A 12,426-nucleotide genomic window follows, 5' to 3' on the forward strand; every position below is an offset into this window, starting at 1 on the left:
CAAATTGAATGTGTCGTGATCCAACAGCACTTGCTGGTCTCGGCAGTCGTCCCCGTTTCCAATACTACGCGCTACGAAGAAGCTATGTCCGATCGAAGACGATAGAACCGCGTCGCACTTCGCCAGAACAAATCAGCCCGCTCCTCGGCGCTCGCACTGGCGGCGATCCGCTTGAGGCCGTTTAGTCCGACGCCGAAGCTATAGCTTCCCTTATCGACAGGGAAGTTGCTACCGTACATGCAACGGTCCGCACCGAAAGCTTCAATACACGTTTCGAACCAGGGACGCCATGCATCGGCGAGGTCTGCTGACGACGGAGCCCGGTCCCGGTCCTCGAAGCGAAAGCCGGATAATCGCATACCGAGACCACTGAGCTTGACCATCACGTTCGGGCATTTGGCAAGTTCAAGTAGCGAAGCCTTCCATTGAGCAAGAACTTCCTGCTGCTTACCAGCGAAACGCTCGATGCCCAGCACTCCCCCGCAATGGTTCAGTACGATGGGCGTCTCAGGAAAGGCGCGTGCGAGCGCCGTCAGTCGCGGTATCTGGGGAAAAAGCAACCAGGCATCGAAGCTCAGGCCAAGTGCACCCAGATGCGCAAAACCTGCGCGAAACGACGCGCAATCCATCATGTCTTCGGTGGTCGCGTAGGCTGCAGCATTGAACAGCGCGGAGTCGCCGTCCCAGGCGAGAGACTGGCGAATGCCACGGAATCTGCCGCCTTCCGACACTGGCCCGCCAGCGGCTGCGATGTGGCGTTCCAGCACGGGACGGACGTCGTCGCCGAGAAGCAGATCCGCGAAACCCACTATGGCCGCGCACATTCGCACATCGCCATAAAGACCGCTAGCGCTCTTCGCTGCCACTCCGTTGGCAAATTCCGTCTCGCCGACCGGGCGCATCGCCGGGGGCATGTCGACCCGATACATCGTCCGCGCCTGCACGTATACGGTAGCGCGCACGTCATGACCGCATCGCAGGTCGGCAAGCATGTCATCGAATAGATATTTGAGACCCGGACGTTGATAAAGGTGGTGGTGCGAGTCGACGACCGGGAGCGAAGGATCGAGTGGCTCTTCGGTGCGCGCGGCGAGCCACTGTGGCCTGATCGGGCTGTGCTGAAAGGCACCATGAGTCATTGGGTCCCCCTTGTCGTCGCGCTTACCTGGCTGCGGTCACGCCGCCATCCACGACGAGTTGCGTCGCGGTGATGTACTTCGCCTCGTCGCTTGCGAGAAACACTACGGCATTCGCAATGTCCCACGCGTCGCCCATATGACCGATAGGAATCATAGCGTTGCGGTTGGCATTCAATTCGTCGGCGGATACGCCCAATTGTTTGGTGATCCGTGTTTTGACGGTTGGTGTGTCCATCATGCCGACCACGACTGTGTTGACTCGTATGCCCTTCTTCACGTAGGCAATGGCTGTCGATCGGCTGAACGCCATAAGTCCAGCCTTTGAAGCCGCATAGGCAACGTGCACGCGTCCGCCGACCTGATGGCTCATGTGCGCGATGCTCGAGACGTTGACGATTGCGCCACCTTTACCTTCAGCCTCAAACTGCCGCACCATGACGGGAAGCACGTGCTTGCAGCCCAGAAATGCCGTCTTGAGGTTCAGGTCCATCTGCGCATCCCATGCGTCGACGCCGAGCGACACGGGATCCCCCGGGACACTCCCTCCGACGACGTTGACCAGGATATCAATCCGCCCAAACTGTTCCACGCACGCGACGATCGCCGCCTTGACGTCATCATTCGACGTCAAGTCGCATCTTTGCCACGCCCAGTTCTTGTGACCTTCCCGCTCCATGATCGCCGCCGTGTCAGCCAACGCTTGCTCATTGATGTCCACGCCGAACACTTTGGCGCCCTGCCGAGCCATCAGCACCGCCGTGGCCCTGCCGTTGCCCCAGCCTTCCCCCAATGAACCCGCGCCTGCGACGAAAGCCACCTTTCCAGTCAGATCCAGCATGTCTCGTATCCTCTTTTTGAGTCTATAAGCGATCAGGGCGGCGATTCCTAAGAGCGCCTCGCCGCTGTGCACGAACTCCTGCGCCAGTGCGACCGCGGCTCAGGCAATGAGCCCGATTTCGCGGGCCTTGATTTGCAAGGCGACGTAATGTGAGTAAATGCGTGCCTGCGATAACCCGCTGCCGAGAAACCATAGCCCCTTTTGCGTTGTGGGCCTGTACATGTTGTTGAGTTCGCCGTCCTCCGCGATTCCCCAAATGGGGCCGATTCTCTCGGCCACCGCGGCACCCAGCAGTTCCCTTACCACGCTCTGCTGGCTCTGATAGCCCGTGGCGGTTACCAACAGGTCCGCCTTCTCCACGCGCCCGTCCTTCATCAGCGCACCATCCTCGACAAAGCGTTCGATGTCCTCGAAGTGAAGCAGGCCGACCTGACCATTGACAATCAATTCCGAGCAGCCGCAGTTCAGATAGTAGCCACCGTGCGTACGCCGAACCTTCATCATGTACCCGGTTCCGTCCTCGCAAAAATCCAGCTTGAAGCCCCGAGCGCGCAGCCCGTCCAGCAACGGCTTGTCCAATTCCTGCTGCCGCTTCGTCACGGCTTGCGCGTTTCGCACTGCGATCGGGTACGTAGCGGACAACGCAAGCAGGTCGCAATCCTCGATAGGCAAGCCGTCATCGTAGTACGTGGTATAGGTCACGCATGCCGCATCAAGGCTCGTCACTGCGATCGCACCACGCTGGATCAGCTTGACGTTCGCGCCGTGGCCGTGCAGGTCCTGCGCGATGTCGTGGCCGCTCGTGCCTGCGCCCAGCACCAGCGCATTCCTTCCGCGCCAAGCGGCCCCGTCCTTGTAGTCATGTGTGTGCAGAACCTCACCCTTGAAGTCCTCGAGCCCTGCCAACTTGGGCCGCTTGGGCGCACCAACGATGCCGTTGGCAAACACGATATGCCTGGGCCGAAGCACACGCTCGGACCCGTCGGCACGACGCACCTTCGCACGCCAATGGCCAGCTGCCTCATCGTATTCCCCGCCCACAAACGTCGTGCTTGTCCAAACATTGCATTCCATCGCCCATGCGTAGTTCTCGATCCAATTGGCCAGCATGTCCTTCGCAAGGTACTTCGGCCAGGTTGGAGGAAACGGCATGTATGCCATGTGGTTTAGCGCTACCTGATTGTGCAGCGCTAACGAGTGATACCGTTGGCGCCACACGTCTCCTACTCGAGGCAGCTTCTCCACGCATAGCACGTCCACACCAATCATCCGGAGGCGCGCCGCTGTGGACAGGCCGGTCTGGCCGGCGCCAATGATCAGTACGGCTGGCTCGCGATCTTCGAAAGCTTGCTCTTTTGCACGACGCTCCGCCCAATTCTGGCTGCCGAACTGGCGCGAGTATTCCGCACCCGATGGACGCCGCTCGCCCACCGCCGGCTCATGGCCCTTGAGCTCCTGCAGCGACGTCATGAAAATCCACGCCCTCTCAGGGTCGCATTCCAACAACCGCACGACGCCGCTACCACGGCCGTCGGCTGTCTCGAAAGTAAAAATAGCCTCAGTCACCGGAATCCCGATACGCTTGACGCGGCGGGGCGGCGTACGTTTTTCGGCGATCTCGAACCGATGCGCCTGGATTTGGTGCTGTCTGCTTATCAGCTCATTAACGATGCTCTCGCGCCCCTGATGCGGTGTGATGTTCCAGGTGAACGACAGCAAATCGCGCCAGTGGGATTCGTCGGCAAAAAGCTGACCCAATGCATCCCGGTTCAGCGACTTCAGCGCCTGCTCGAAACGGGACAGCCACCTTTGAACCACGTCTGCCTCACTATCCACACTTTCGGCAATGCTAGAGATAGCTTCTTCCATAACGTCCGTTCCTTGTTTGTGCTTGGCAAAGCAACCTTTCCAGGTTTGCCCCTGTGAACAAATTGTAGTAGCGGTGCTAGCCGCCCGCCATCTGCGGACGCGGTTAGGACTCTTGCTCAGGCCGCAAAAATCGTTGGCCCGCGCACATCTATCGCGGCACGACGCGACAATGCCAACTCCGATTTTCTGTCTGGCGCAAATGAGCTTCGCTTAAGAAACGCTGGATGCCCCTTCAGTCCCACGCCTATTCTTTTTTATAAGCATGCGTAGTCCGGGGTCCCCGGCATTTTCACGTCCTGCGGCATGGATTGATCGCGATACCTTCAAAGCGGGAGGCGACCTGTGTTGCTACGGACATATTCGTTCTATCAATGGTCAGCTCGCCGGTGCAACCGACGCAAGGAGACGATGTGCATTACGAACTTGATCAACTCGACGGCACCTTCGATGACCCGCGCGTGCCGGAACATCTGCGGCTGACGGCCACAACGTCATTCGAAGCCGCCTCCCAACTTTGGCGCGCCGTTATTGGTGACGAGCATCTTTCACCGAGAATGAAGGAACTCGTGCTGCTTGCGCTGCATGCATCAGCGACGGCGCTGAACGAGAAGGCTATTAGGCGGCACGTCGGGCGGGCTAGGGCGGCAGGCGCATCCGAGCGGGACGTGTTGGACGTCCTGCTGTCTATCGTCGGTTTGAGTAATCATGCGCTGTACTTCGCCGTGCCGATCCTCATCGAGGAACTGCGAGCGACGCGCGGGCAGGATGCCGCCGATCTGCCAGCTGCGCGCTCTGATATCGAAGAAATACGACAGGACTTCGTGAAGACGCGCGGATTCTGGAACGAACAGCGCGATGCTATCGCGCGGCTGCTTCCGGATTACTTCAAGGCGCTGTCGGGACTATCGACCGAGCCGTGGAAGCATGGTTCGCTGACGCCCAAAGAGCGAGAATTGATCTACGTTGCCATCGACTCTTCCGTGACTCATATGTATGGCGCGGGCCTTGCCCTTCATATACGCCATGCGCTGCAGCACGGCGCCACGCGGGAAGAGATCCTCGCGATCTTTCAATTGGTCGCGCTAACGGGCCTCGAAACCTTCATCCTCGGTACGGAAGCCTTGTTCTACAAAAGTTGACGAACCGCGCGGCCACCTACGACCAGTCGCTGCGTCGTACGGTGTCCAGCTGCCGCCGCCGTGGCGTCTACGCCAGAATCTGCCTATCAAAGACACTGGCGCAACGCCGAGCGCATCGCGCCGGAACCCGCGCATTTTTGGCGCACCGCGATGGTCATTCCACCCATGCTACGACGTCGTCAATCGGCGCCCTCGACGTGCGGAAACTGTTGGCCGCGTGCTCCGTGTCTTCGAATCCGAAGGAGATGCCGCAGATGATGCGATTCTCGGCGCAAATGTCGAGGTGCTTGCGGAGGATATCAGGCCATGAGGCCAGTGCAGCTTGTGCGATTGCACTGACGCCTACCGCGGTGGCTGCCAACAGGAAGTTGGACACCCAGGCGCCGCAATCCATGACGCCGTGAGTGCCGAGGGAGTCGTCACTGCACACGATCGCCAGATGCGGAGCACCAAATAACCTGAAATTCTCTCTCCCCTGTCGCGCCGCGGCTTCGCGATCGCCTTTCTGCACGCCGGTGGCACGATAAAGGGCCCAGCCGCTTTCGCGCCTGCGCGTCTGATGAACGCCGCGATATTCGCGCGGCCAATCGAGTTCGGGTGATGGGGCGAGGTTCGCTGAGGCGCGGGCCATCAGATCGCTTCGAAGGCTTTCGAGCGGTTCGCCGCTCATCACGTGCACCTGCCAAGGTTGGGCATTACACCAGGATGCAGTGCGCTGTGCCGTCTCCAGAATTCGCCGGATGACGTCTCGCGACACTGGCTGCGGCAGAAAGGCTCGGCAGCTGTGGCGCCGCCGCAGCAATTCGTCCAGGCAAGTGAAATCTGCAGTGACTGTATCGGTACAAAGAGAAGCCATCTTTTCTCCCTCGCTTTCCATTGCCGCTGCGGCGGCGTTGATGAGCAAATATGAACGATGAATGTAGGGTCGGCAGCAGGCAATGCGTGGACTCACGTGTCGGACAGGCGGCGGCTCGCCGTTTGCGCGGCGGGAACGCTGATCGGCTCAGCGCCGCCCTGAGCTAACGGTTCCGACTGATGGGCCTGGCCCGTCTGCGCGGCAGCGCTCACTCGTCTTTGAATCACCGCACGCCGAAGTCCGAAGCAGATCTGAGCCAGCAGCAACAAGGCGCAAAGCGTGATCAGCACGGCGCTGATCGGATGTTCGACAAAGATCATCATGTCACCGCGTGACAGCAGCAGTGCCCGGCGAAAGTTCTCTTCGAATGGTCGCCCGAGCACGAAGCCGAGCAGGATCGGCGCGACGGGAAAGTCAAGTGCGAGAAGGACCGCGCCGACTACGCCGAAGAAGAGTGCCTCGCCAACCTCGAAAAGCGAGTTATTCGTGGAGTACACCCCTATGGCAATAAAGCCCATCGCCAACGGCAAAAGGTAGCGGTAAGGCACCTTCAGCATTCTGACCCAGATGCCGATCATCGGTAGGTTCATGATCATCAGCAACACATTGCCAATCCAGAAGCTTGCGATCAAGCCCCAGAAGATGTCCGGGTGTTCCCTGATCATTTGGGGGCCCGGCTGAACGCCTTGAATCAGTAGCGCGCCAAGAATGAGCGCCATCACCGCGTCGCCCGGAATGCCGAGACTCATCGTCGGGATGAAATCGACCTGCGTCTTGGAATGGGATGCGGCTTCCGGAGCTGCAACGCCCTCAAGTGCGCCATGACCGAAGCGACCGGGCTTGCGAGATACCTTGCGCTCGAATGCATATGCTACGAACGACGCTACCGTCGGACCGGTCCCCGGCATTGCGCCGAAGACCGTACCTACCAACGTTCCGCGGATCGTTGGCCAGAATGCCTGCTTGATGTCAGTCCTGCTCGGCAGCATATCCCTGAAGCCGACGTCCATCTTCTCGTTGCTGGACGTGACCGCGTGCATGCGGTTGATACTGACGAGGAAATCAGCCACACCGAAAAGGCCAAGTGCTAGCGCAACGAGTTCGATCTTGTCGGAGAGCTCCAGAAATCCAAACGTGAACCGTTGCACGCCGCTGGTAACATCCGTGCCGACGATGCCGAGGAGCAATCCCACGGTGGTCATGGCAACGCCCTTGAGCGGTGAGCCGCGAGCCATCGTCGAGCCTGCCAGCAGGCCGAGCAGCATGATCGAGAAGATTTCCGCAGGTCCGAAATTGAAGGCGATTCGTACTAGCAGCGGCGAAGCGATGATCATCACGACGATGCCGAACGATGCGGCGAAGAACGATGCAAACATCGCGACGCCCAGCGCGGTTCCGCCTCTTCCAGCCCTGGCCATCGGGTACCCGTCGAGGCAGGTTACCGCATGCGGCGGGTGCGATGGCAGGTTCAGCAGGATCGCACCTATCGCGCCGCCATACATCGATCCGTAGAAGATCCCGGCCAGCATCAGGACGGCGGGTACCGGATGCATGGAATAGGTGATCGGCAGGAGCATCGAGATGGCCGTCAGTGCGCCGAGCCCCGGTAAAACACCTATCAAGTTGCCTATCAGAACACCGACGAACGACCACCAAAGGTTGTGAGGTTGCAGCGCAATCTCGAAGCCGTACCAGAGGTTTGTGAGCGAATCGGTCAGCATGGCTCAGGCACCTCCCCACGTAAACAGCGGAAAGGACATTCGCAGCACGCCCCATATCACGACAACCGCAAATACCAGCATGATCGCCATGAGCAGCACGCCGTCCTTCGGCTTATTGTCGCGGTCACCCATCGCCGCGATAAAAACGACCGCGGCGCAGGCGGGCAACAAGCCCCCATAACGGCCCAGAATGACGAATGCGATCAACGCACCAACGATGCACGCCCAGCCTCGCCACTCTGGCGGCAACGTCTTCGAATTGACCACATCTGCAGGCGCATGCTCGAGCCAAGCCGCAACGGCTATGGCCGTGCCGGCAAGCATCAATAAGGCCCCCAACGCGATCGGGAAAAAGCCCGGCCCCATTTGCCGCAGCGTTCCGACACTGTATGTCGCGCCCATGACAGCTGCGCTCGCACCAATCAGTATCATCAAGCCGCCACCAAGATAGTCCTTCGGTAGCGAAACCAATGGATTCGGCATTCGTCCTTCCTCCAATTGCCAGACAGCTTCCGAACCCGTGATCGCCGATCACCCTCGAACATAAAGGCAGCTCGCGAACAGGACTCAGTCGTGCCTTGTCTCCGATATTTACTATGTGAACTCTGGTAGCCGGATGATCGTGCAAGAGTAGTGTATGACTCACTCGGCGCCCGATCTATGCGCCCCGCCGGCAAGCAGTTTTGCGCGCGGCGGCAAGACATTCGGAGAGCCTGCCGTACCCGCTCATCTTTGCGAGCGCGAGCAAGCAGCTTCGCACACTCGTGCGTTGACTTTGCTGATGGCACACTCCTAAGCTCGTCCGAGCCACCGGAGAAATCATGACCAACAAAACTGCTGTTGTCACAGGCGGCGCGTCCGGGATCGGGCGGCGCACTGTCGAACGCCTGATTGCCGAAGACTGGACCGTATGGTCCCTGGACGTTTGTGGACATGCACTGGACCAGTATGCGCCATTGCAGACTTCGGGAAACCGACTGCGTCACCTCCAATGCGACGTGGCCGACGTCGAGAGCGTCCGGTCCGCATTCGAGGCCATCCGCCGCCAGACGGCGAAACTCGACGCCCTGATCTGTTCCGCTGGCGTGATCCGCGTCGGAGCGCTCGAAGAGCACACGCCAGAAGATGTGGATCTGCTGCTCGGCGTGAACGTCAAGGGTCCATGGTTGACAGTGCGCGAAGCGCTTCCGCTTTTGCGCGAGCGGTCAAGTGTTGTCCATCCAGCGCGCGTGGTGATGGTCGGCTCCTGTGCCGGCATCCGGCCCAAGCCTGGTTCGGGCTTCTACGCGGCGACGAAGGCAGCACTCCATTTGCTCACCCGCGTGCTTGCCGTCGAGTTGGGACCCTCCGGCGTTGTCGTCAACGCCGTCGCGCCCGGAACCGTGGCAACGCCGATGCTGGAGGGCGCAGCCAAAACCGATGTCACTTCGTTGTACAAGCCGACCGGTGAATCGCCGCTAGGCCGCATCGCCGAACCGGACGACATCGCCGATGTCATCCTGTTCTTCCTTAGCGATGCGGCTCGGTACGTTAACGGGACAGTGCTCCCTGTCGACGGCGGGACGCGCGCCGCCTTCTATACCGGCAATGCCACCAAGCGGCGGGTGGCAGCTAGTATGGTGCGTCATTAATAATGCAACTTAATCGCGATTTGCGAGTCTCCTTTATTTGGTGGGAGAACTCATGAGAATCGCGGCTAAAGTTGAGCTGAGCGAAGCACAGCGCGAACAGTTAGAGACATGGGCTAAAGGTCGGAGGGTCCCGGTTCGACTGGCCGAGCGTGCCAAGATGATTTTGCTCGCGGCGCAGGGCAAGACGGACAAAGAGATCGGTGCGGACCTTGCTATCTGGCGAGGCACGGTGGCACGCTGGCGCGCTCGCTTTATAGCTGACGGTGTGACCGGCATCGAGGGGGATGAGACGCGACCCGGGCGCAAGCCGAAGATCTCTGCCCGCAAGGTCAAGAGCATCGTGACGCTGACGACGCAGCAGCGTCCGGATAACGCGACGCATTGGAGCACGCGCAGCATGGCAGCGGTGGCCGGCGTCAGTGCCGCGAGCGTGCGGCGCATCTGGCAGGCGCACGGCCTCAAGCCGCATCGGGTAGAGAGCTTCAAGGTATCGAACGACAAGCACTTCGTCGAGAAACTCGAGGACATCGTTGGGCTGTATCTCGATCCCCCGGAGCACGCATTGGTCTTGTGCTGCGATGAGAAGAGCCAGATCCAGGCGCTTGACCGGACCCAGCCGGGATTGCCGCTCAAGCGTGGTCGCTGTCAAACGATGACACACGATTACAAGCGCCATGGTGTGACGACGCTGTTTGCCGCGATGAACACGCTCGACGGGAGTGTCATTGGCCAGTGCCAGACAAAACATCGTCACCAGGAGTGGCTGAGCTTCTTGCGCAAGATCGATCGCAACACGCCCACGGGCAAGGAACTGCATTTGATCGCTGACAACTATGCAACTCATAAGCATCCTGAGGTAAAGGCGTGGCTTGCCAAGCATCCGCGATTCCACATGCATTTCACGCCCACCAGTGCCTCCTGGCTCAACATGGTCGAACGCTTCTTTCGTGACTTGTCAGAGAACCAGTTGCGACGTGCGGTCTTCCGCTCGGTACCTGAATTGATCTCCACCATCGACCAGTACGTGGAGAAGCACAATCGTCATCCGAAACCGTTCATCTGGACAGCAAAGGCTTCCGACATCCTGGCCAAAGTCACGCGTGCCAGGTCCAAGCTGAATAAGATGCAATCCGTTTGACGCAGACCACTAGATCCCTCGATGAGACTCCACAATGACAGGACCCGTCATGAAAGCGATACTTGCAACGCCCGCCGGTGCACAGCCCGGCGACACCCCGGTGCCGCGCCCTGAGCCCGACCAGATCCTCGTGCGTGTCGGCGCGGCAAGTCTGAACCGCGCCGATCTTTCAGGCGTAGCAGCGAAAGATGGCAAGGTGATTGGCATGGAGTGGGCCGGCGAAATCGCCGGGGTAGGATCTGCCGTGACCGAATGGAGACCTGGCGACCGCGTGATGTGCACAGGGACCGGCGCATACGCGGAATACGCCGTCACGGATCGGGGCCGCGCCATGCGTATCCCGGACGGCATCGCTTTCGAGGAGGCAACGGTCCTCATGCTCGCGTGCCAGACCATGCACAACGCAATCGTTACTGCAGGCCGCATGCAACGCGGCGAGATACTCATGATCCACGGTGCCAGCTCCGGTGTCGGCCTCATGGGCATGCAGATCGGGAAACTTCTCGGAGCAGGCGCTGTGATCGGCACTTCGACGAACAGCGTAAGGCGTAGCCGGCTCCAGGAATTCGGCGCGGATTATGCGCTGGATGCGTCCGCGCCCGACTGGGTAGAGAAAATCCTTGACGCAACTGCCGGAAAGGGCGTGGATGTCATCGTGGACCAGGTGAGCGGACCAGCCTTCAACCAGACCATGAAGACCTGCGCCAAGCTTGGTCGCATCGTCAATGTCGGCCGGCTCGGAGGCAGTGAGGGTGTTGTTGATTTCAATTGGCATGCGCTGCGTCGCATCTCATACATGGGAGTCACTTTCCGTACGCGGTCAGTAGATGAGATTCGCGACCTCACGGCACTGATGGCACGTGACTTGTCGGCCGCCATTGCCGATCGCAGATTGCGGCTGCCGATCGATCGCGTGTTCCCCCTCGAGCAGGCCGCCGCGGCCCTTGACCGTATGAGCTCGAACGCCCATTTCGGCAAGATCGTCCTGTCCGTCCCCGCCTGACTCCTGCCTCCATTGCGCAGGCATGAATCCTGAACAAAAAATGCCGCCCAGCGTTTTTGCTGGACGGCATGACAGGCTCCGATGGCCCTCGCGATTCGCGAGTTTACTCCTCCGTAAGGCGGCGGTAGATCTCGTCTTCGATCTCGATCCATCCACGCGCGCGCCCTTCGGCCAGGCGCGCATCGGTTGCGCTTCCAGGCACCCTCACGGGACCGCCGCCCTCGATGGGACGGGAGCCTTCGATGGACGAACGCAAGACGCCGATGCGCTGCTTGAATTCGTCGAGCGGCATCAAGAGTTCCGGGTTGATCGTCATGAAAAGATACCCCCACTTACCCGCCTCACCTACGATGGGATCGCTACCTGCAAGAATGCCGAGTGCCTGCACAATCAGTGAGACGCTAAAACCGCGCGCACCGCCCCAACCGAGAATAGCACCTGCGAGCGCCGCAGCAGGGTCCGTGGTCCGCCGCCCTTGCGGATCAACAGCGCAGTCAGGCGGAAGCGGCTTGCCGAGTTGCCCGTGATAAATGACGTCGCCCCACATGAGCTGGGAGGTGGCGAAGTCGATCACAAGTGGCGAGGGGTCACCGGGAAATGCAAACGCGATCGGGTTCGTTCCCAGCAAACTGTCGGCGCCGCCATGTGGCGCGACTCGAGCCGTCGAGTTCGCGGCATGGATCGAGATGAAGCCCTCGTTTGCGGGAGGCTCGACGTAATAGCGAAGCAGGCCGGAGAACCAGCTGTTGTTCACGCCCACAATGCCGACGCCGCTCGCCTTGGCAAGTGCCATGGCCTTCTTCATCGCCATGACAGATGTGACATAGCCGTTGACATTCGCCCCGTCGATCAGCGCGGATTTATCTGTCTCCTTCACGGTCCGGATTGTGCCGCCGGTTCCGGTCTTGCGCAGCCGTTCGGCCATGGGAATCAGCCTCGGCAGGCCGGCATACGCATGTCCGGCAAGCATTGCGTAGATGAGGTGGTCCGCGACCATTCGTGCGTGTTCCTCGGACATGCCGCGCCGCACGAGGAAGGCGACCGCCACCCCGTGGGCTTCGGTGGTATTGATCTTCACTGGGTTCTCCTTCA

Annotated in this window: 11 protein-coding genes; 4 read left to right on the forward strand and 7 right to left on the reverse strand. The window is 60.1% G+C overall.

Annotated elements, in window-relative coordinates:
- Nucleotides 1-71: 71 nt before the first annotated feature.
- From B0G77_RS28685 to B0G77_RS28695, 3 genes are all read right to left on the reverse strand, one after another.
- Nucleotides 72-1,139, reverse strand: coding sequence for an amidohydrolase family protein (locus B0G77_RS28685; protein ID WP_133665303.1), 1,068 nt, complete (start codon nt 1,137-1,139; stop codon nt 72-74).
- Between the two features lie 22 nt (nt 1,140-1,161).
- A complete protein-coding gene (locus B0G77_RS28690; RefSeq protein WP_133665304.1) occupies nt 1,162-1,977 on the reverse strand; it encodes an SDR family oxidoreductase in 816 nt (271 codons plus the stop codon).
- 99 nt (nt 1,978-2,076) lie between these two features.
- On the reverse strand, nt 2,077-3,846 hold the full coding sequence (locus tag B0G77_RS28695) for an NAD(P)/FAD-dependent oxidoreductase (RefSeq protein WP_133665305.1): 1,770 nt from the start codon (nt 3,844-3,846) through the stop codon (nt 2,077-2,079).
- A 371-nt stretch (nt 3,847-4,217) separates the two neighbouring features.
- Between B0G77_RS28695 and B0G77_RS28700 the strand changes: the two genes are divergently transcribed.
- The gene (locus B0G77_RS28700) at nt 4,218-4,985 is read left to right on the forward strand and encodes a carboxymuconolactone decarboxylase family protein (protein ID WP_133665306.1); all 768 of its coding nucleotides are present in this window, start codon (nt 4,218-4,220) and stop codon (nt 4,983-4,985) included.
- Between the two features lie 154 nt (nt 4,986-5,139).
- Here the strand turns inward: B0G77_RS28700 and B0G77_RS28705 are convergent, their stop codons facing one another.
- The 3 genes from B0G77_RS28705 to B0G77_RS28715 are packed head-to-tail and all read right to left on the reverse strand — an operon-like array spanning nt 5,140 to nt 8,045.
- Nucleotides 5,140-5,889 (reverse strand): nitroreductase, encoded by a 750-nt coding sequence (locus B0G77_RS28705; protein ID WP_347814193.1) that lies wholly within the window; start codon nt 5,887-5,889, stop codon nt 5,140-5,142.
- Between the two features lie 44 nt (nt 5,890-5,933).
- A complete protein-coding gene (locus B0G77_RS28710) occupies nt 5,934-7,562 on the reverse strand; it encodes a tripartite tricarboxylate transporter permease (RefSeq protein WP_133665307.1) in 1,629 nt (542 codons plus the stop codon).
- 3 nt (nt 7,563-7,565) lie between these two features.
- Entirely contained in the window at nt 7,566-8,045 is a 480-nt protein-coding gene (locus B0G77_RS28715; RefSeq protein WP_133665308.1) for a tripartite tricarboxylate transporter TctB family protein, read from the reverse strand.
- A gap of 338 nt (nt 8,046-8,383) precedes the next feature.
- Between B0G77_RS28715 and B0G77_RS28720 the strand changes: the two genes are divergently transcribed.
- The 3 genes from B0G77_RS28720 (at nt 8,384) to B0G77_RS28730 (ending at nt 11,334) form a co-directional block, all read left to right on the forward strand.
- On the forward strand, nt 8,384-9,193 hold the full coding sequence (locus B0G77_RS28720; RefSeq protein WP_133665309.1) for an SDR family oxidoreductase: 810 nt from the start codon (nt 8,384-8,386) through the stop codon (nt 9,191-9,193).
- 52 nt (nt 9,194-9,245) lie between these two features.
- A complete protein-coding gene (locus B0G77_RS28725; RefSeq protein ID WP_133665310.1) occupies nt 9,246-10,331 on the forward strand; it encodes an IS630 family transposase in 1,086 nt (361 codons plus the stop codon).
- A 100-nt stretch (nt 10,332-10,431) separates the two neighbouring features.
- The gene (locus B0G77_RS28730) at nt 10,432-11,334 is read left to right on the forward strand and encodes a zinc-binding dehydrogenase (RefSeq protein ID WP_208116518.1); all 903 of its coding nucleotides are present in this window, start codon (nt 10,432-10,434) and stop codon (nt 11,332-11,334) included.
- 103 nt (nt 11,335-11,437) lie between these two features.
- Here B0G77_RS28730 and B0G77_RS28735 read toward each other — a convergent pair whose 3' ends face one another.
- A complete protein-coding gene (locus tag B0G77_RS28735) occupies nt 11,438-12,412 on the reverse strand; it encodes an Ldh family oxidoreductase (protein WP_166656295.1) in 975 nt (324 codons plus the stop codon).
- Nucleotides 12,413-12,426: the final 14 nt, after the last annotated feature.

The organism is Paraburkholderia sp. BL10I2N1 (assembly GCF_004361815.1).
In the GTDB taxonomy this organism is placed as follows: domain Bacteria; phylum Pseudomonadota; class Gammaproteobacteria; order Burkholderiales; family Burkholderiaceae; genus Paraburkholderia.